Source organism: Paenibacillus sp. CFBP 13594, from assembly GCF_014842675.1.
Classification (GTDB): domain Bacteria; phylum Bacillota; class Bacilli; order Paenibacillales; family Paenibacillaceae; genus Paenibacillus; species Paenibacillus amylolyticus_B.
Genome location: NZ_JACYVQ010000005.1, coordinates 459494 through 479776 on the forward strand (window position 1 = coordinate 459494; position 20283 = coordinate 479776).

Annotated in this window: 17 protein-coding genes; 2 read left to right on the forward strand and 15 right to left on the reverse strand. The window is 44.1% G+C overall.

Annotated elements, in window-relative coordinates; all coding sequences use genetic code 11:
* Window positions 1-10 precede the first annotated feature (10 nt).
* From IFU39_RS18715 to IFU39_RS18775, 13 genes are all read right to left on the reverse strand, one after another.
* Window positions 11-2362, reverse strand: coding sequence for a penicillin-binding transpeptidase domain-containing protein (locus IFU39_RS18715; protein WP_192134185.1), 2352 nt, complete (start codon window positions 2360-2362; stop codon window positions 11-13).
* Between the two features lie 12 nt (window positions 2363-2374).
* Window positions 2375-2803 carry a hypothetical protein gene (locus IFU39_RS18720; protein ID WP_036614881.1) on the reverse strand — a complete coding sequence of 143 codons (429 nt, stop codon included), beginning with the start codon at window positions 2801-2803 and terminating at the stop codon, window positions 2375-2377.
* 27 nt (window positions 2804-2830) lie between these two features.
* A complete protein-coding gene (gene rsmH / locus IFU39_RS18725) occupies window positions 2831-3781 on the reverse strand; it encodes a 16S rRNA (cytosine(1402)-N(4))-methyltransferase RsmH (protein WP_091014057.1) in 951 nt (316 codons plus the stop codon).
* An 18-nt stretch (window positions 3782-3799) separates the two neighbouring features.
* On the reverse strand, window positions 3800-4237 hold the full coding sequence (gene mraZ, locus IFU39_RS18730; RefSeq protein WP_091014054.1) for a division/cell wall cluster transcriptional repressor MraZ: 438 nt from the start codon (window positions 4235-4237) through the stop codon (window positions 3800-3802).
* Between the two features lie 274 nt (window positions 4238-4511).
* Window positions 4512-5777, reverse strand: coding sequence for an adenosylhomocysteinase (locus IFU39_RS18735; RefSeq protein ID WP_091014053.1), 1266 nt, complete (start codon window positions 5775-5777; stop codon window positions 4512-4514).
* Window positions 5778-5821: 44 nt separating this feature from the next.
* The gene (bshC, locus tag IFU39_RS18740) at window positions 5822-7453 is read right to left on the reverse strand and encodes a bacillithiol biosynthesis cysteine-adding enzyme BshC (RefSeq protein WP_192134187.1); all 1632 of its coding nucleotides are present in this window, start codon (window positions 7451-7453) and stop codon (window positions 5822-5824) included.
* 157 nt (window positions 7454-7610) lie between these two features.
* Window positions 7611-9380: an ABC transporter ATP-binding protein gene (locus tag IFU39_RS18745; protein WP_105599709.1), complete on the reverse strand. Its 1770-nt coding sequence runs from the start codon at window positions 9378-9380 to the stop codon at window positions 7611-7613.
* A gap of 17 nt (window positions 9381-9397) precedes the next feature.
* On the reverse strand, window positions 9398-10279 hold the full coding sequence (locus IFU39_RS18750) for an ABC transporter permease (RefSeq protein ID WP_370511422.1): 882 nt from the start codon (window positions 10277-10279) through the stop codon (window positions 9398-9400).
* 47 nt (window positions 10280-10326) lie between these two features.
* Window positions 10327-11259 carry an ABC transporter permease gene (locus IFU39_RS18755; protein WP_036614893.1) on the reverse strand — a complete coding sequence of 311 codons (933 nt, stop codon included), beginning with the start codon at window positions 11257-11259 and terminating at the stop codon, window positions 10327-10329.
* Window positions 11260-11448: 189 nt separating this feature from the next.
* On the reverse strand, window positions 11449-13146 hold the full coding sequence (locus IFU39_RS18760; RefSeq protein WP_076211569.1) for a peptide ABC transporter substrate-binding protein: 1698 nt from the start codon (window positions 13144-13146) through the stop codon (window positions 11449-11451).
* A 153-nt stretch (window positions 13147-13299) separates the two neighbouring features.
* Entirely contained in the window at window positions 13300-13674 is a 375-nt protein-coding gene (locus IFU39_RS18765) for a DUF3397 domain-containing protein (protein ID WP_192134189.1), read from the reverse strand.
* Window positions 13674-14633 carry a ketopantoate reductase family protein gene (locus IFU39_RS18770; protein WP_192134191.1) on the reverse strand — a complete coding sequence of 320 codons (960 nt, stop codon included), beginning with the start codon at window positions 14631-14633 and terminating at the stop codon, window positions 13674-13676. The genes IFU39_RS18765 and IFU39_RS18770 overlap by 1 nt, the downstream gene beginning before the upstream one ends.
* Before the next feature lie 150 nt (window positions 14634-14783).
* Window positions 14784-15434, reverse strand: a complete 651-nt coding sequence (locus tag IFU39_RS18775; protein ID WP_076211575.1) for an RsfA family transcriptional regulator — start codon at window positions 15432-15434, stop codon at window positions 14784-14786.
* Between the two features lie 314 nt (window positions 15435-15748).
* Here IFU39_RS18775 and IFU39_RS18780 point away from each other — a divergent pair, with 314 nt between their 5' ends.
* Together IFU39_RS18780 and IFU39_RS18785 are read left to right on the forward strand one after the other, a co-directional pair.
* Window positions 15749-15985, forward strand: a complete 237-nt coding sequence (locus IFU39_RS18780) for a DUF2626 domain-containing protein (protein ID WP_076332330.1) — start codon at window positions 15749-15751, stop codon at window positions 15983-15985.
* A gap of 183 nt (window positions 15986-16168) precedes the next feature.
* Window positions 16169-17248 carry a hypothetical protein gene (locus IFU39_RS18785; protein WP_105599713.1) on the forward strand — a complete coding sequence of 360 codons (1080 nt, stop codon included), beginning with the start codon at window positions 16169-16171 and terminating at the stop codon, window positions 17246-17248.
* 102 nt (window positions 17249-17350) lie between these two features.
* Here the strand turns inward: IFU39_RS18785 and IFU39_RS18790 are convergent, their stop codons facing one another.
* Together IFU39_RS18790 and IFU39_RS18795 are read right to left on the reverse strand one after the other, a co-directional pair.
* Window positions 17351-18622, reverse strand: coding sequence for an ABC transporter substrate-binding protein (locus IFU39_RS18790; protein ID WP_105599715.1), 1272 nt, complete (start codon window positions 18620-18622; stop codon window positions 17351-17353).
* Between the two features lie 222 nt (window positions 18623-18844).
* Window positions 18845-20179: a PhoH family protein gene (locus IFU39_RS18795; RefSeq protein WP_024628438.1), complete on the reverse strand. Its 1335-nt coding sequence runs from the start codon at window positions 20177-20179 to the stop codon at window positions 18845-18847.
* Window positions 20180-20283: the final 104 nt, after the last annotated feature.

Here is a 20283-nt window from a genome sequence, read left to right on the forward strand (position 1 = left end):
TCAGAGCTCCCTATGGAAGCGAAGCTCCGTTTGTGGCTGGATCATTAGAGGATTCGGATTCATTGGCAGGAGCCTTGTTGTTATCTGTTTTATCTGTTTTATCTGTTTTGTCTGTTCCGTCGGTTTTACCTTCTCCGCCCGAAGGCTCTTGTTCCTCCACTTCAGCTTCTGACGACGGATCAGAAGAGATCGGAGCCTCATCGGCTATACCTGTCACTGCAGCTTTGGCAGTTTGCAAGTTCAACTGCACAGTTCTCTGCTCACCTGCGACCTGCTCGGTTTGCTTCACGACATAGCCCTCACCCTTGACCGTAACCCCCACCTTCATGAGAGAAAGTACTTCAAGGGCATCACGGAGAGATTCACCTGTTAGATCGGGAATCTTCATCTTGCTGCTTTCTTCCGTTAGCAGATAGATTCGTTGTCCTGGATTCATAGAAGCGCCAGCAACCGGATACTGCCGAATTACATTATCACCTTGACCAAGAGTCACATAAGCAATACCTGCGCTTAGAAGCTGGCTTCTGGCCTGTTTGGCTGTCTTGCCACTCAAGTCAGGTGCCTTGGCTTGCACGACAGAGACTTCTTTTGACTTTTTGTCAGGAGTTTTGGCTGTATCTTTGGGTATTCCCATATATTGAAGAGTCTGGCTGACAATCTTTTTGAACACCGGTGCAGCTGCGGTTCCTCCCCCAATGTTGGTTCCATCCGGTTGGTCAATGACAACAAGTATAGCAATCTTCGGATTATTCACGGGCGCGAATCCAATAAACGATACAACGTCTTTTGACTTACTGTATGCTCCATTAACAACCTTTCTTGCCGTACCTGTCTTACCAGCTACACGGTAACCCTCAATATAGGCGTTACGACCAGTACCAATCGTTTGGTCTGCAACCACTTGTTCCAAATAACCACTCACCAGTTTGGAAGATTCCTTGGAAATCACCTGACGAACAACTTTAGGTTTGATCACTTCCGTTGTCCCATCATTCGGGTTCTTGATCTCCTTCACCAGATGTGGCTCCAGCAATTTGCCGCCGTTGGCGATCGCAGAGATGGCTGCGACCTGTTGAATTGGTGTTACCTGTACAAGACCATGCCCATAGGCTGCCGTGGCAATCTCAGATTTGTATACAAGTGGCTTGATCGGTGACGCTGACTCATTCGGTAGATCAATACCTGTCTTTTTACCAAAACCGAATTCGTCTATGTAATGACGCAGACGTTCACCACCAAGCATGTTATAACCCAAGTTAACAAAGGCAATGTTACTTGACCGTTTGACACCTTCAAGATAAGATATCCAACCATAGGCATGTCCATTATCACTAATTGGGAAACCACCGATATACATGCGTTTGGATTCGAAACTTGCATTGGGATCGAAAAGTTTTTCTTCTACAGCCCCTGCCAGCGTAACTATTTTGAATGTACTACCTGGCTCATAGATGGATTGAGTAGCATGATTGATAAAATTCTTTTGATCAGGTGTACTCCCATACGAATTCGGGTTAAAAGTTGGCCAATTCGCCATGCCTAGAATCTCCATCGTGCTCGGGTCTGCTGCAATGACCGTCATACTCAGTGGATTATATTTGGCAACGGCTTCTTTCATTGCATCCTCAATGTAGAACTGGATCGTGTCATCGATGGTTAGCGTAAGGTTTTTACCGTTCTGAGGTGGCAGATAGTTATCCTGTGAATCCGGAAGTTTAATGCCTTTGGCATCCTTCTGATAATTCAGATATCCGTCTGTACCAGTCAGTGCTTCATCATATGAGACTTCAAGTCCATTGACAGCTTTCCCATCACGGCTCATATATCCCAATAGGTGAGAGGCAAGTGTTTCTTCAGGGTAAAAACGCTTCGACTCCTGAGCCATCACAATTGCATTACGCGCCTTATATTCATCTTGCAGTTCTTCACGCAACTCGTTGACTTGTGCAGCAAGTTCAGGACTTATCTTATATCCTTCACTGCGTACTTCACGTTGCTGATAGAAGACTCCATCTTTATTTTTGGCAGTGACCAGAGCACGCATCTCACTCTCATTTTTCCCAAGAAGGGCAGAAAGTTTCTCCGTAACAACATCCTGAATTCCAAGTTCATTAATTAATAACGGATTAACAGAAACCGTATACGCAGGCGCGTCAGTAGCCAAAATGTTACCATTGCGATCCGTAATCGTTCCACGTGCAGCCTTAATCGTCTGTTCCCGCTCTACCAAACCGGCTGCCCGTTCCTGCCATACACCGCCATTCACAACTTGAATGAAAAAGATTCGGGTTACGAGTACAAGAAAAAAGAGGGTAATACATCCCCCTATAAGCAACGTGCGCATCTTTATTCTTTTTATCATCGGAACACCTCTTTACTTACTGCTTGCTGTATTCGAGGACGACTCAGTACCAGTTGATTTCGTACTTGTTGAGCGAGGTACATAAATGACATCCTTACCGGAAGCTTCAACGTAACCAAGTTGTTTTGCATTTTCGATAACCTGGTTATTCAATGTTTCTTTTTCCACCTGCAGGTCTGCGATCGTCTTTTCATACACCTTGATATCCGAAATAGTGGACTGCGCCTGCTTGTTCAGATCGTAGATATGAGCATAACGAGACATCAAGGCTCCTCCAACAAGGATAACTGCAACCAGGGTAATCAGATACAAAATCTTCTCGCGCGCCGGAAGACCCGTACGACGGGTCACCACTTTGGTGGTTTCTTTGTATCGTTGCTGGGTCACACGTTCCTGGGACGCTTTTTCTTTTACAGCGAGATTACCACGTGTATATGCCATACTCCGATTCTCTCCTCCACTCTTGATCTACAATTTCTCGGCTACGCGCAGCTTGGCTGAACGAGCACGTGAATTTTCGGTCAATTCCGTTTCCGTTGGAATCAACGGTTTTCTGTTAACTAAACGCAGGGTCCCCTTGCCGCCGCATACACACAACGGAAAATCGGGTGGGCATGTACATTTTTCCAGATAACTGCTGAAAATCTGTTTACATATCCGATCCTCAAGGGAATGGAAGGTGATAACAGATACACGTCCTCCTGGTGCCAGACAACGAACAGCCTGATGCAAACCTTCCTCAAACGCACCCAACTCATCGTTGACGGCAATGCGTAGTGCCTGGAAGCTGCGTTTGGCAGGATGTCCACCAGTACGTCGAGCTGCCGCCGGGATGCCTTCCTTGATCAATTCCACGAGTTCACCTGTCGTCTCAATGGTGGACTGCGCTCGTTTTCCGACGATAACACGGGCAATTCTTCTCGAAAACTTCTCTTCACCATAGCGATACAAAATTCGAGCAATCTCTTCTTCTGGCCACTCATTCACAATCTCTTTGGCCGTCAGCATTGCATCCTGGTCCATTCGCATATCGAGCGGAGCATCGTGATTGTAACTGAATCCACGTTCTCCTTCATCAAATTGCGGAGATGACACACCCAAGTCGTACAAAATACCGTCGACCTGTGGCACACCATCCATCATTGGTACATCCAGATCCTTGAGTACCTGTTCCAGATCCCGAAAATTGGTTTTCACCAATGTTACACGTTCTCCATAAGCTGCGAGCTTCTCACGAGCATTGTCCAAAGCCCAATCATCCTGATCAAGTGCGATCAGACGTCCCCCTGGACCAAGCTTGGAAGCAATCACGGAGCTATGTCCGCCACCGCCTAAAGTGCAGTCCACGTATATACCGTCCTGCTTGATGTTTAATCCCTCTGTTGCCTCTTCTTTGAGTACGGTTATGTGGTGAAACAACCTGCACCCCTCCTGACTTTATAAATCAAAATTAAAATCGACCAGCTTTTCGGCAATGTCGTTGAATGCTTCTTCGGATTGATTGAAATAACTCTCCCATATGCCTTTGCTCCAAATCTCCACCCGGTTCGACACGCCAAGAACAACACAATCCTTGTCCAGCTTGGCATACTCTCTTAAATTGCCCGGCAGATTTACCCTGCCCTGTTTGTCCAGTTCACATTCGGTTGCACCCGAGAAAAAAAACCGGGTAAACGCACGTGCATCAGATTTCATCAATGGCAGTGCTTTGAGCTTCTGTTCCATGACCCCCCACTCCTCCATGGGGTACACGAAAAGACACTGGTCCAAACCCCGTGTGACAACGAAAGACGATCCCAGAGATTCGCGGAATTTAGCCGGAATGATAACCCGACCCTTATCATCAATGCTATGTTGGAACTCCCCCATAAACATTGGCCCACTCACTCCTCACCCGTTTCTCCCACTTTGCCCCACTTTCCACCACCTAAGCATAATAGATTCGCACAAAAAAATCAAAACCCTTCTTGCATGACTTGATTTTTTATTTTTTCAGCATAAAAAAAACGTCCTTGATCCTGTCACTCAGGATCAAAGACGCTTCCCGTAAACGGGCAATCGTATGTCTACCCGCACATGAGCCATATCATCAATAAACCATTCTATACCTATTGAATCATTTCATCAGCTTGTAATTATTGGATAGTGCTTAAAATTTCCAGCTATCCAGGTATTTCACTTGCTCAGTTGACAAGGAGTCGATGCCAATATTCAGGCTTTCAAGTTTATAGCTGGCAACCTGCTGATCAATATCATAAGGTACATTAACAACGTTTTTACCCAAGTTTTCATAATTCTCACTTACATAACGCAGACCAAGTGCCTGCAAGGCAAACGTCGTATCCATGATTTCGGCAGGGTGACCATCTGCTGCACCCAGGTTCACAAGACGACCTTCTGCAAGAAGGTACATCTTACGACCGTCTTTGAAACGATATTCCTCAATGTTGCGGCGAACTGTGCGAATCGATTCCGAACGTTTAGCCAGTTCAGGTTTATTCACTTCAACATCAAAGTGACCTGCATTACTCAGGATCGCTCCATCCTTCATCACATCGTAATGCTCCCCTGTGATAACATCCTTATTGCCTGTAACCGCAATAAAGAAATCGCCCAATTTGGCGGCTTCCACCATTGTCATGACCCGGAACCCGTCCATGTGTGCTTCTACCGCTTTGATTGGATCGATCTCGGTTACGATCACATTCGCACCAAGACCTTTGGCGCGCATCGCTACACCTTTACCACACCAGCCATAACCTGCAACCACTACGTTTTTACCAGCGATAACCAAGTTGGTTGTACGAATAATTCCGTCGAATGCAGATTGTCCTGTACCGTAGCGATTATCGAACAGATACTTGCAGTATGCGTCATTAACTGCAACCATTGGAAACTTCAATTGGCCTTCTTTCGCCAATGCTTTCAAACGAATAATACCCGTTGTCGTTTCTTCTGCTCCGCCGCGAATTGTTGCTGCGAGGTCAGGGCGCTCGGATGCAATAATGGTTGCAAAGTCTCCGCCATCATCAATAATGAGATCAGGCTTCACTTCAAGCGCACGCAGTTGCAAAGATTTGAATTCCGCAGGTTCCGGATTGTATTTCGCATATACTGTAACACCGTCTTCCACTAATGCTGCGCAGACATCATCTTGCGTAGACAATGGGTTACTGTGCGTAATCGTTACTTCCGCCCCACCCGCTTGGATCACTTTTGCCAAGTAAGCTGTTTTTGCCTCCAGATGAAGACAAATCGCGACCTTCAAACCTTTGAAAGGCAGATCCTGTTCGAATTGGCGACGAATGCGGTTTAATACCGGCATATGTGCCTCTACCCAGTCTATTTTCAGATGACCCTCTGAAGCGAGTCCCATATCTTTAACAATACTGTTTTGCAACGCAGGTGTAGTCATTTCATATCCTCCTTGTTTATGTGTTTCTTCTATTATAAAGGACTCTATAGTGCAATAACCTTGTGCTCTCCAAGGAATTCACTTGAGGCCTTAATCAGTTCATCGATCCACTCGGTGCCATAACGATTCAGGTAAAAGAGTGCATTATGTACTCGTTCCTGTGGTTTGCCCGTTGGGAATAAGGAGTTTTGAATGCCGTTCCAGTGCCTTAGACTCACATGGTGTTTATCTTCGATAGCTTTGTGAGTCTGCTGTTTCAGATACTGCATTTGCTCGTTGATTTTACTCAAATTGGTATCGCCAATTCGTTCCAGCCCAGGATGAATCTCCGCAATCTCATCTAGCAACGGTCCATACAGATCAAGAAACGCCTCCTGAACCTTGTCAAACTGTTCATCTACCTGGAACGTCTCCTGCTGTGCGAGCCACTGCTCCTTCTTTTCTTCCATATGATATTGAACATCCTGAAAAGAAAGTCCATATTGTTTCATATGTTTGTGATGAACATCTTCCATAATGGTGAAAGACAACCGCGGCAACAAAATGGGCATTTGCAGGCCGAACTGACGGAATGCTTCCCGAGTCAAACCCCAATATGCAATTTCACCTTGCCCCAAAATAACAGCGGCTACAGGCAACACGGAATCTTGCATTAATGGTCGTGTCAATACGTTGTTACTGAAGCGCTCCGGATGTTCTCCCAGTTCCTGAAGCAAACGTTCCTCTGTGAAAGAAACCAAACCTTTGCGATCACTATATAGACCGTCCTTCAACAACAAGAGCAGACGCGTACCTTCATGAATATAGAACAAATTGGCTCCATCCTCCGCTACTTCGGCAGGCATAGCATAACCAGCTTGTTGTACCAGCGAAGCACCTTGTGTGTATGCGCTGCGCAGCACTTCATTTTTTCGTATCAACCGCTCAAACACGGGCTGTTCCAACCTGCGTAAATCTGGATCCGATGCATCCATTAGAACAAGTCCACTACTGGCAAACAAGGCAGATATCATGCGAGCAAACGCATCACTCAGATTTGAACTGGATTGATGGATCTCTGTGATGCATTTCATCAGTCCTGGTTTATGTATCGTATCAGGTAAAAGATGTTCCACCTGTTCGAGTACATTCACCCACTGCTGCGAATCCACATGAACATTACTCACAGAATCCCTTCCTGCGAATCGTCCTTGTAACTTAACCTTCTTCATGTCTCCCTGATGATCAGGTAGATAAGTGTGGTTAACCTCATCCCAGTCATGGTCTTCACCGGCAATCCAAAATACTGGGACTACCGGGCGTTGAAGTCTTTCTTCCGCTTCACGCGCAGCTGCCACTACGCTGGCGGCTTTGTATATGACGAACAGAGGTCCGGTCAACAGACCGCTCTGCTGTCCTCCTGTAACCACTAGTGCATCTTGTTCTGCAAGACGTGTGATGGACGCATGAACCTCTCCATGGTCGTTCACCCGCTTATTATATATACGTAAATACTCTGCCAGATCACGACGATCAATACGTGTGTTTTCCGATTGGTCCACCCACTCGGCACGCGCCTGAAGTCCTGATTCCCAGCGAATGTCATACTCGTAAAGGCCACGCGCAGCATCTCTTGAACAGATATAATCTTCTGCAAGTCTTGATCCGCTGCGGAGTGCCTCGGTAATACCGTTCATGAGGTCTGCCTCCTATTCTGCTTCAAAGAGCCTTTCTTGATTGTACCGAATTCAAGGCCGCTTCGTCAAAAGAAAGTGATCAAAATACGAAAAAAACCGCCGAACGAGTCGGCGGCATTTAATACATCAATAATAGCATATCGCTTTAATATTCCTATTATACGTAAGGTTCTGCAACCCAGTGACCTTTGGAAACCTCAATCAATTGAGAATTTTCCAGGTTGTACGGATCATTTGCAGGACCGCCAGATCCATTCTGAATCGGGCTCATATGCTCTTCTGGCAGCAAGATGCGACGTTTGTTCGCTTCCACTTCCGGATCAGGTACAGGGATCGCGGAAAGCAATGTTTTGGTGTAAGGGTGGACAGGGTTCGCATACAGTTCTTCACTTTCTGCGAGCTCAACCACTTTACCCATGTACATTACAGCTACACGGTCACTGATATGTTTAACCATTGACAAGTCATGCGCAATAAACAGGTATGTCAAGCCGAGACGTTGCTGAAGTTCTTCAAGCAATTTAACGACCTGCGCCTGAATGGATACATCCAGTGCAGACAATGGCTCATCACAGATGATGAATTTAGGGTCTACAGCAAGTGCACGCGCAATCCCGATCCGTTGTCTTTGACCACCGGAGAATTCATGTGGATAACGAAGTGCATGACTTGGATTCAAACCTACCAGATCAAGCAGTTCCTCCACTCGTCTCTTGCGCTCTTTAGAGCTGGAAGCCAGGCCATGAATATCGAGTGACTCCCCGATAATATCCATAACATTGAAACGCGGGTTAAGAGATGCATATGGATCTTGGAAGATCATCTGCATATCTTTACGCATTTCTTTCATTTTGCGCGGGGACAACTTATAGATATCCGTTCCGTTGAAGTTAACATTTCCGCCAGTTGGCTCATAAAGACGCAGAATGGTACGACCTGTTGTTGATTTACCACAGCCAGACTCGCCTACAACGCCAAGTGTTTCACCTTCAAAGATATCAAAGCTTACGTCATTGACCGCTTTGAGAATGTTACCTTTACCCAAATTAAAGTACTGTTTCAAGTTTTTCACTTGTACCAGAGGCTTATTGCTGCCTTTGATAATACCAGCCGGAGCTGCTTTTTCCTTTTTGGGCTCGTCCAGACGAGGCAGAGCATTCAGCAATTTAATGGTGTATGGATGTTGAGGGTTACTAAAGATTTCAGCTGTTGTTCCTGTTTCAACAACTTCGCCTTCCTTCATAACAACAACACGGTCACACATACCCGCTACGACACCAAGGTCATGCGTGATCAGCATGATCGATGTTCCCAGCTTTTGCTGCATGTCTTTCATGACATCCAGAATTTGAGCCTGAATTGTAACGTCAAGTGCAGTTGTCGGCTCATCCGCAATCAGAAGGGATGGACGACATGCAAGCGCGATCGCAATCATGGCACGCTGACGCATACCACCAGAGAATTGGTGAGGATAATGATTCATGCGAATAGCCGCATTTTTAATACCTACAAGTTCCAGCATCTCCAAAGCCGCTTTATTCGCCGCTTGTTTGGACATGTTCTGATGCTTGCGCAATACTTCAGTAATTTGTTTACCAACTTTAATGGTAGGATTCAATGAAGTCATTGGATCTTGGAAGATCATACCGATATCTTTACCACGAATCGCTTCCATTTGTTTGTCTGTCTTATTCAGCAGGTCTTGCCCGTGAAAAGTAATTTCTCCGCTTTTGACCTTCGAAGGCGGGGAGGGAATCAATTTCATGATGGTTTGGGCGGTAACACTCTTACCACTACCCGATTCACCTACGATCCCCAGCGTCTCTCCTTTGCCAAGTTCAAAACTCACATGTTTAACGGCATCAAATTCACCAGAACGTGTTGAGAACGACACACTCAGGTCTTTGACAGTTAAAATCGGCTCCATAATCCCACCTCCTGTTTCTATTTACGTAATTTCGGATCTAGTGCGTCGCGCAGACCGTCTCCGAGCAAGTTAAATGCAAGCATTGTAAGAACCATCAGACCTGCTGGGAACCACATCCGCCACGGGAATAGCGTCCAGCCTGTAAGTGCATCATTGATCATAGAACCAAGTGAAGATCTTGGTGCTGATACACCCAATCCAAGGAAGCTCAGGAACGCTTCGGCAAAGATTGCATTTGGAATAGACAATGTCAATGTTACAAGAATCGGTCCTATTGCATTGGGTAGCAAATGACGGAACAATTGACGCCCTGTGCTTGCTCCCATGGACCTTGCAGCAAGAATAAAGTCTCTGTTTTTGAGTTGCATAATTTCACCACGCACAATCCATGACATGCTGATCCAGCCTGTGATGGTGAGGGCAATGATAATCGTTGTCAGACTTGGTTCCAGTACAACCAGCAACAAAATTACAACAAGCATGTACGGCAATGAGTAAAGGATTTCGGAAAACTTGTTCATAATTCCATCTACACGTCCACCGTAGAAACCCATGATCGCTCCATAAATAACCCCGATAACAAGGTCAATCAAGGCTGCGGCCAAACCTACAGTAAGGGATACACGTGCTCCTACCCAAGTTCTTACCCACACGTCACGACCAAGCTCGTCCGTACCGAACCAGTGCTCCGCACTCGGCGCTGCATTGGCATTCAACAAATCATTGGAATAATAATTATAACTTGTAAACAAAGAAGTTGGACCAATCAAAGAGAAAATCACGACAAGAACCAATACACTCAGACTGATCATAGCAGCCTTATTGGTTGCAAGTCTGTACATGGCATCTTTAAAAAGGGATACACTTTCTTGCGGTTTAACCGCTGCCTGACTAGTCAGGTTCGTGTTCGCCGTTTCATTCTTTTTATTATTCGTGCCAGACAACGTTATGCCCCCTTCCGGCTTTCCAGCTTAATTCTAGGATCAATCAGCACGTAAGCGATATCCGTAAAGAAACGAGCCAACATCAGGAGGATACCATAGAAAATCGTAATCCCCATGATCATAGTGTAATCACGGTTTGTGATACTCTCTACGAATACTTTACCAATTCCCCCGATGTTAAAGATCTGTTCAATTACAACGGAACCTGTGATGATATTCGCTGTCATTGGACCAACATAAGTTACTACTGGTAGAATACCGTTTCTTACAACGTGTTTAAACATAATTGCAGGCCATTTCAGACCTTTGGCTTTAGCTGTTTTGATATAATCTGCATGTAATACTTCAAGCATGCTTGAACGCGTCAAACGAGCGATAAAAGCAATCGGAGATGCAGATAACGCTGCAACCGGAAGAACATAATCCAATGGACCATCAAAGCCCATAACGTTAAACCAGCCTAACTTAGTAGCAAAGAGGTACTGCAATAGTGAGGCAAGCAAGAAGCTCGGAACAGCTATCCCTATGACAGCCAGGATCATCGTGATATCATCAATGAGTTTACGATGGTAAACTGCAGCAATAAGGCCCAGCAGAACACCCACGATAATGGAGATAACAATTGCAAATACTCCAAGCTTCAGCGAAGCGGTGAATGTTTCACCGATCATTCCGGCTACATCTCGATTGAGATATTTCATTGAGACTCCGAAATCTCCCTTAATGATTCCACCCATATACTTCAGGTATTGTTCATACATCGGTTTGTCCAATCCATACTTCTGTTCCAGCAAGACCCGAATTTCAGGCGACACTTTTTTCTCGGATGTAAAAGGGTCACCCGGAATAGCCTTCATCAGGAAGAAGGTTGCAGATGCGAGTATGAAAAGCGATAGCAGCATAAATAATAGTTTTTTCAACACATACTTAACCAACCCTTGCACACCTCCACAAACAATATTTTGTATACAAATCGATTGTAGAATTAGACAGAAATAAAGTCCAATCCATTTATCGGAAATTTCAAGAATTATAAGGAAAATCGGTACACATACAAAAAATCGGGATATATATGGAATTCCACATATATATCCCGAAGTATTCATATTAGACTTCAGAACAACTTATTTCTCTTCCAGATATGCACGCGTGAAGTCAATAGCTCCACTGAAATCAAGTTGTACGCCTTTCAGGTAAGGCTTGGTCAAAGATACGTTAGTGTAGTAATAGATTGGCATAACGCCCATTTCATCTTGAATCAGGATTTTCTCAGCGTCAGCAAATGCAGCCATACGTGCAGCTGGATCAGCAGATTTTACAGTTTCTTTAACATCTTTGTCATACTGTTCGTTGCTGAATTTGGAATCATTGTTTGTGTTTCCAGTAGTCCACATTTCCAAGAAGTTGTATGGATCGTTGTAGTCAGCAGACCAACCTGCACGAGCTACTTGGAAGTTTTGGTTTTGACGGTTCTCAAGGAATACGCCCCACTCTTGGTTTTCTGTTTTCACATCAACACCAAGATTTTGTTTCCACATGTCAGCAACCGCCAAAGCGATTTTTGCGTGACCATCACTAGTGTTGTAGATCAACGTAACAGCTGGCAATGTTGTGTAACCTTCTTCTTTCATACCTTCAGCAAGCAATGCTTTAGCTTCTTCCACATTTTCTGTGAAGTAATCGTCTTTGTGCTCATCACGGAATTCGCCGTTTTCACCACGGATACCTGGAGGTACAAAGCCGAATGCTGGAATTTGTCCACCTTGTGTAACTTTGTCAACAATCAGCTGACGTTGAATTGCCATTGCAAATGCTTTACGGATTTTAACGTTGTTAAATGGTGCTTCGTTTACGTTGAACTGATAGTAGTACGTACTTGCAATACCAGTAGCTTTGAACTCGTCCGGCAATTCCGCTTTTACAGAAGGAATTTGGTCGGATGGAATTTCACCGTTAGGTGCACCAGTGTAGTCCAATTGTCCTGATTTGTAAGCTTGCAGCTCGGAAGCACTGCTGTTTGTCAGAGACATATCGATTTGAGCCAATTTAATATCGGCAGCTGCATGATAACCATCGTTTTTCTTCACAACAATTTTTTGACCTTTAGAATATTGATCCATTACAAATGGTCCGTTAACAATCATGTTTTTGTAGTCTGTGAAGAATTTGTCATTTGTGTCAGCAGATGCATGTACTGGGTAGTACGTGTAGAATGCTGTCAGACCCAAGAAGTAAGGTGTTGGGTTTTCCAACGTTACTTCCAATGTGTGCTCATCAGTAGCTTTAACGCCTACTTGTGAAAAATCTGTGACTTTAGTACCTTTGTATGTTTCATCTTTGCTGAGGTTGTAACCTTCAGCACCTTTGATGTAGTACAATTGGTAAGCATATGGAGAAGCTGTTTCCGGTTTCAAAGCACGTTCCCAAGAACGAACAAAGTCTTCGGCAGTGATTGCATCACCGTTGCTCCATTTAGCATCCGGGTTCAGGTTGAAAACATATTTCAAACCATCTTCGGAGATTGTCCAGTCTTTAGCTACGCCTGCTTGTTCTTTACCATCAGCATCGATGCGTACAAGACCTTCGTACAAGAATTTCAAAACTGTGTTGGTTTGGCTGTCTTTTGCTTGAGCCGGGTCCAACGTAGGAGGTTCAGCTGACAGGTTGATTTTCAGAATTTGATCTTTAGCAAGACCATTTCCTTCGTTTGCAGAACCAGTATCGGTGTTACCTGTGCCTTCGTTTTTCGATCCGCACGCTGCAAGTACGGTACCGAACGCCAAAATCAGCGTCAAAAGGACTAATAGACTTTTCCTTTTCATCTAACACGTTCCCCCTAAATTGATATGGTTTATATGTTTATAGATTATACAACCACCGGTCAAAAAAATCTACATTACTTTTTCAGAAAGTAATGTTTTTTTCAGTATTCGACAAAATCGACACATTTTTTGCCTCTTTTGCGTTATGTAACCTTACATCTGTTTCATTAAGTATCTAAATAATCCAAATAAAGTAAACAAAATATACCCAAAACTCATAATGATGAAGGCCATGCGCCATACGGCCCGGAACATTCTCCCCCCATCGACCTTCCCCTTTAGTCGATTTTGCGCACCTCCGATAAATCCAAGTGCTAGTAGTATGAGTAATAATGTCAGATAAAAACCAAAACTCGAATCAAATGTTAAGTTGAATAACGCCGATACTGAAAAAACAAGAAAAAAAGTAGTTATATCCATTGCCATCCGCATGGCGTTCCGTTTGTCTTTTTTCCATACGTACATGCCCCAATAGACAAGAAAGAACGGAAAAAAGGGCAATATGCTCAACACAATAAAAAGTCCCATTAATTCACTCCTTCCGGTTGCATTCCTTCAATCAGATGAAGCAGTATTTCATGTGTAGGTGCAACAAGGTCCAACTTCTGCGCCATATTTACAATATGACCGTTAATTGACCTCACTTCTGTACCACGTCCAGCGAGAACATCTGCGAGCATGGAGGAAGTATTCGTGGCAGTAGAACGACAGACCGATATCAGTTGATCCCACATATCCTGATCCAAACATATTCCACTTGCAGAGTAGATTAACAATACTTCATCATATAACTGGCGCATTAGCCTCTTTCGTTCTTCTTTAACGATCAATTCTCCATTAGGGATTCGCCATACTGCCGTGAGCGGGTTAATGACTGAATTAATCAATAGTTTCCTGTATATCAGCTTATCGATTTCATTCGACACTGCACAGTCAAATCCTGCTTGCTGCAACGATCCCGACAGAGTAAATGTTCTCTTCTCCTCTATAGAGGTAGAAGCTACTATATGTATGTTGTACCTCCCCAGCCTGGTTTCACCTGTACCTGCACGAGTCACCTGACTTTGTGTACGCTTCGCACCTTCTGTTGTAACTGCACTACACAGAAGCGACTTTGGCAAAGCTGCTTGAAGTTTTGCCAGATGGCCCATCCCATTCTGAAAACAAGCGATATTCAGCACATGATCTTGTAATGGACTAATCTCATGAATGAAATCATCCATGCTTGTCTGCTTAACCATGAGCAGTAACCATTCTCCTGGTGTATTCTTCCATGTGTCAGTCAGCTCACTTATTGGTTTCGCCTGTATTTGATCCGGTAGAATATGTATCTCCTCGTCTTGTTCTACAATGGTTACTCCATTATGGCTGAGGAGGTCTGCCTGAGCTGTTGTTCTGGTCCAAAATCTGACCTGGTTACCTGACGCCAGCAGTTTCCCGCCATACAAAAGACCCAGTGCCCCCGCTCCTACGATGTCAATGATCATATGATGCACTCCTCTCCGCTTCAGTAGTTTCTCTTCTATTATCTATAATAGAACAAAAACACCAAACTAAAAACCCGTCATACCTGCCGTTTTGTAACGGAGGTGTGGCGGGTTCATACCTGACTTTCACAAATCAAACGTCTGAATTTGTTACTCAATTCGTTCCAGATTTCCGTTGGCATCCATCTTGAAACGTGTCTTAAGTTCCTCTTCTTCTTCGGACAAGAATGCGAGTCTGCGAGCCCGATCCATAATCTGAATCAAAGCTTTGTAGTCGTCATTCACCACACGGTAATCCGTCTGCACTTCATTCACTTCCTTGGAAAGACGGTCATTCTCAAGACGTAGTTCAAGCAATTCATCTTCTTTCTCGCGAAGCTCCTTCTCCAGCATCTTGAGTTGACGATTGCTCTCCTGCACGGTTCCCTTCCATTGTCGCAGGAAGCGGATTACTGCATCCATCGATAATGAATCGTCTGAAATCCCATCTGATTTGTACAGATGTTCTTCAGTGTCCAGGGTAGACAATGCTGCAACCTGCGGTCCGAGCATAGCTGGTTGCTTTCTGAGATAACTTCGTTTTTGTCGTTGTGCCTTGGCGTTACTGATGGCAGAATCATACTTTTTACGTACACAACTGTTCCAGCGAAAACCGCATGCGGCAGATGTTCTGCCTATTTTTTCGCCTACCTCTTCAAAAGCGGCCAATTGTGTACTGCCTTCCCGAATATGACGCAAAGTAACCTCAGCCAATATCAAATCGTCCTCTGTACTCCAAGCATCCTGTCTCACTGCAGTCATGCTATAATACCCTCCTAACAACATCCTAAAATAACCGTCCGCATTACCGGAAGCCCGGTATGTGAATTAGGTATAAAAGCTGCTTCATTCATTCTTATGCCTCTCATAGAGTTCATAGAATTGATTTCATACTAAAATGTATTTCCACATTCAGGCTTGCTCATACGTGACTCACGTAAAACATATCCCTCTATACTTACTTTGAGCAAAAAAAGAATTCGCTTTCATATCCAAATTTGTTTACACGTTTTTCCTTTCCCGGTATAATGTTGTGTAGACAATCTATGAACGTACTTAGGAGAGGAGGATTTACCGTGGCACGCATGTTTCGGGTACTCGGGTTCTTCACGCTTGCGATTGGCCTGATGGCTTTTGCGGGAGATCTGGTCGAAATGGCTTTGCTTTTTTTCCTGCAGACTGCGTTTTTTGTCATTTTGGGATACTTGAAATTTACTGAAAGAACGTACATATTGCTCTTCTGGGGTTATATGATCGTCACATTCACGGGGTTCAGCTACTGGACCGTATTCCAAATGGGTTTGCCGCTATAATCCACCTGCAGCATCAAAGTAATCCGATATCTGTCGGGTTGCTTTTTTGTTGTGTTCAGATTAAATGGTTGTTCATGGTGTTATGTAACCACTAAGGATAATTCACGTAATTGTTTCATATATTGTCTGGAAGACAACTAGCCTGTACTATTGTCATTGAAGAAGTGGAAAGGAGAATGATCGTTGAGACGTCATAACGGCATTGCCGCATTTATATTATGCATCATCGTATTCCTGCAACTACCCTCAACCTATGCCTATGGAGAGTCTTCACCTGAGGATACACGTGAGATATTGCAAAAAAGTCTATCCATCGTTGAAATCGATCACGAAATTGAACGTATCGCAGGCAGACAGAAGCAGCTGGCTCAACAATACGAGACATTATCTGTCCAGCTTCAGGATCAAGAAGAACAGATACATATTCAGCAAGATCGGGCCGGAGCTGTAGTGAGGTCCTACTATACTGGAGAACGCGACAGTCTTCTTATGACGGTCCTGGGAGCCCGGTCATTCAAAGACCTGTTTGTACTGTATGATTATTACCAGATTATTATTGGACGGGATCAGGCTGTGCTGGACAAGTATCAGGACCGGTACCGCAACCTGCAACAGACTTCCACTCAGATTCGTCAGACTACAGCAGAACTAACCGAAATGAAGACTAATCTTCAAAACCAGCGGGAACGTGTAGTCACCTTGCAAAAAGAAGTAGATGCCCAAATAGCCACCAGCGGAGATGCGGCAGCGATTCAGAAACTGATGGATGAACTGACCCTCTATTGGGAGAATATCGGCATCTATGAGGTGAAACGATATTTCAAAGCATTGGCATCTGCCATGCAGAACCTGCCTGACTTTATCCAAAAACAAAACGGAGGCATATCCACAACTGGAACAACGTATACGATTCGTATTGGGCAGGATGAGCTTAATGCATTTTTACGTTCGCAAAATCCCATCTTTGAAGACTTTGCCTTTCAGTTTAATCAGGATAAGATAATAGCTTCCGGTCAGCGGGATCAGTTGCAATTAAGCATTGAAGGACATTATACGGTAGAAAATGAACCTCAAAACTCCATTCGTTTTCATGTGGACAAACTTGTATTCAACCAACTTGAATTACCAGACACCACTCGCCGAATGCTGGAAAAAGAATTTGACCTTGGGTTTTATCCACAGAAAATCCTCTCGTTTGTGAAAGCAACCGATGTTTCAACAAGTGAAGGCATACTGGAAGTAAAACTAGCTATATCATTTTAAAGAGATTGTTCCAAAAGTCTGCTTAAATTAAAAAGGATGCCTAATGGCATCCCTGGCATTAAAGTTAAAATCCAGACTTTTTTTTGAACAGGAACTAAAAGGTTAGTTCGTCGTTCTAATACTATTTACGTATTGATTCGCTGTAATCTCTCCCTTTAAGAATTGTTGTACCTTTTTATGAAAACGAGTTATTAGAGCGAGCCTTTCGGTCGTTGCAGCAGGGGCATCTTGGGTTGTTGAGAACCAGGAATGTCTCTTTGTCATTTCATAACGTCGAGTAAGTTTATCAGACTCCAAATCCAGTTCCTGTTGCTTTGCCGGCAATCGGTTGACCTCCTGGTACCATTTTAACTGTGTCGTAGCGGACGTCATTCCTTCAATCCATCTACTGGCCTCCTCTGCCTCAACCGAACCCGAAGTAATGACAAGACTTCTGGAGCTTACAGTTTCCAAGGATTCAAAAGAAATGCGCTCTAAAGAATCTTTATGAACTGTACTCGATTGATCAGCACTTAATAATTGAGATAACAAGGATACAACCATCGGTATGTTATTCTCGTCAGCAGTTGATGAGAACATTGGATAGGTAGACTGGGCCATTATATGAGGTTGAATGTGATTCATCAATTGAATCCCCTGTTGGAGATCCCCCGGTTGCGAATCTAATTGCGTTTGATTAACTTGATCAGGTGCCATCCTCGGTTCCAAATGATTTAACCACGCATTTGTCCCGTACATATCATTGATGTTCATTGTAATTAAAGGGATTCCTTCGGCAATGGCTTGTTGAGTAAGTTTGATCCACTGATCTTTATTGTGAGGTAATGACTCCATTCCAGCTCTCTTCAGAAATGAAGATTGTGCAGCCAGAATGTAGGGATCAAAATCAAAAGGCATCCCCCATTGATAACCATTCCACTCTGTCATTCCCCGTAATCCAACTACCGTATCTCCAAGCGACTTTGATAATGTTGTTCCGTTTAACGGATACAGGTACCCTTTTTGGGCATAGTATTGCACTTCCTCACTATCAAGCAGAACAACATCACCGTTCTCTCCTAGTGAAAATTCAAGATCCAAAACATGCTTATATGTATCCGGCTTCTCATTCCGAAGATTAATCTCTACCAGCTGGGAAGCAGCAACTTCTTTAGCTATTTTTTGAAAGGCTTGAAACTCTTCATCCGACATGGCGACTACAATCTCCAGCGGAGCTTGAGCATCTTCATTACGGGACGAAGACCCAGGAAAAGCATCCTTCTCCTGATCGCGTTCCTGATTGAGCTGCGAACCTCTAAAGTCAAAACTCGGTGACAAGATCGTTAACGAAAGCAGCAATACCGCGAACAAAACAACCTGATGTCTACGCTTCATTAACTTCCCTCCCTGTTCCACCTAGTTTTTTCCTGCAGCAATTATTGTAACAAATAAGTAGTGCTCTTGTCCTACCCTGCCGAAAAACACTTTTTCTGATTTTTGCATAATACGAGCATATCGAGTTCTGTGTAATAACGCTTACTTATTTTTTCAGCAAAAAACCGGCTCCAGGAGCCGGCTTTAATAACAACATTTTCCGGGAAATAAATCCCCTGAATGTTACAACAAATCAGCTGCAAGCTGTGCCAGCTTGGACCGTTCTCCTTTTTCGAGCATGATGTGTCCGCTGATTCCCTCTTGTTTGAATCGTTCCACGATATACGTCAGGCCGTTACTCGCAGAATCAAGATACGGATGGTCTATCTGCTCGGGGTCTCCCATCAAAATAATTTTACTGCCTTCACCGACCCTTGATACAATGGTCTTCACTTCGTGGCGCGACAGATTCTGGGCTTCATCAATAATGATAAACTGTCCAGGTATCGATCTTCCACGAATATACGTTAAAGCCTCCACCTGAATACTGCCAAGCCCCATTAGGATTTTATCGATATCTCCGGCTTTTTTGGTGTCAAACAGAAACTCCAGATTATCATAAATCGGCTGCATCCATGGACGAAGCTTTTCTTCCTTCTCACCAGGCAAATAACCGATATCTTTCCCCATCGGAACGACAGGACGAGCGATCAACAGTTTTTTGTATTTATGATCATCCTCTACCTTAAGCAGACCTGCTGCAAGTGCCAGCAAGGTTTTCCCTGTTCCGGCTTTACCAGTGATGGTAACAAGCGGGATGTCATCATTCAAAAGCAGTTCCAATGCCATACGTTGTTGTGCGTTACGTGCGCTAATGCCCCAGACATTATCATTACTGAGGAAAAGCGGCTCCAGCTTTGTTCCCTCTGTGTTCACTTTAAGCAAAGCCGATTTATTGGTTCCCATCTCATCTTTAAGAATGACAAATTCATTCGGATACAACGAATAAGACAACTGCAACGGTTTGATTGGTAAAAAACGATATGTGTAAAACTCATCAATCACTGACGGATGAACTTTTAGGGCCGTATATCCTGGATATAACTCACTGAGTCCTGCCGTCCGATCTGATAAGTAATCCTGTGTGAACAGACCAAGTACATCCGCTTTAATACGCACAAGTACATCTTTACTGACAAGCACAACCTGACGTTCGACTACTTCCTTTTCATTCTCCTCAATCTGATAATTCAGTGCGACAGCTAAAATACGATTATCATTGGACACTTCACCAAACATTTCCTGAACTTTCACGAAACTCCGATGATTCAGCTCTACTTTCAGGTTACCTCCATTAGCCAAAGGTACCCCACTGTGCAAGTGACCCAGCTCTCGTAATCCATCTAACAGTCTGGATACATTACGGGCATTACGCCCAATTTCATCAGCATTTCTTTTTTTGGAGTCGATCTCCTCCAGTACAACCGCGGGAATGATTACCTCATGTTCCTCAAAGGCAAATATGGCATTGGGGTCATGCAGAAGCACGTTGGTATCCAATACAAAAATCTTTTTCATTCAATCCCCTCCAAAGCGGCGTCGTTAAAGGCATGAATAGTGTGATCTTTCAGCAGCGGCATGGACAATCATGATCCCATACATAAATGTATTCGACTAGGGCA

Excerpts from the sequence above, each read along its gene's own strand:
- IFU39_RS18720 (WP_036614881.1), bottom strand. The coding sequence starts at position 2,803 with ATGGCATATACACGTGGTAATCTCGCTGTAAAAGAAAAAGCGTCCCAG.
- IFU39_RS18735 (WP_091014053.1), bottom strand. The coding sequence starts at position 5,777 with ATGACTACACCTGCGTTGCAAAACAGTATTGTTAAAGATATGGGACTC.
- IFU39_RS18715 (WP_192134185.1), bottom strand. The coding sequence starts at position 2,362 with ATGATAAAAAGAATAAAGATGCGCACGTTGCTTATAGGGGGATGTATT.
- IFU39_RS18795 (WP_024628438.1), bottom strand. The coding sequence starts at position 20,179 with ATGAAAAAGATTTTTGTATTGGATACCAACGTGCTTCTGCATGACCCC.
- IFU39_RS18745 (WP_105599709.1), bottom strand. The coding sequence starts at position 9,380 with ATGGAGCCGATTTTAACTGTCAAAGACCTGAGTGTGTCGTTCTCAACA.
- IFU39_RS18770 (WP_192134191.1), bottom strand. The coding sequence starts at position 14,633 with ATGATCATTGACATCGTAGGAGCGGGGGCACTGGGTCTTTTGTATGGC.
- IFU39_RS18775 (WP_076211575.1), bottom strand. The coding sequence starts at position 15,434 with ATGACTGCAGTGAGACAGGATGCTTGGAGTACAGAGGACGATTTGATA.
- mraZ (WP_091014054.1), bottom strand. The coding sequence starts at position 4,237 with ATGTTTATGGGGGAGTTCCAACATAGCATTGATGATAAGGGTCGGGTT.
- IFU39_RS18765 (WP_192134189.1), bottom strand. The coding sequence starts at position 13,674 with ATGGGACTTTTTATTGTGTTGAGCATATTGCCCTTTTTTCCGTTCTTT.
- bshC (WP_192134187.1), bottom strand. The coding sequence starts at position 7,453 with ATGAACGGTATTACCGAGGCACTCCGCAGCGGATCAAGACTTGCAGAA.
- IFU39_RS18760 (WP_076211569.1), bottom strand. The coding sequence starts at position 13,146 with ATGAAAAGGAAAAGTCTATTAGTCCTTTTGACGCTGATTTTGGCGTTC.
- IFU39_RS18790 (WP_105599715.1), bottom strand. The coding sequence starts at position 18,622 with ATGAAGCGTAGACATCAGGTTGTTTTGTTCGCGGTATTGCTGCTTTCG.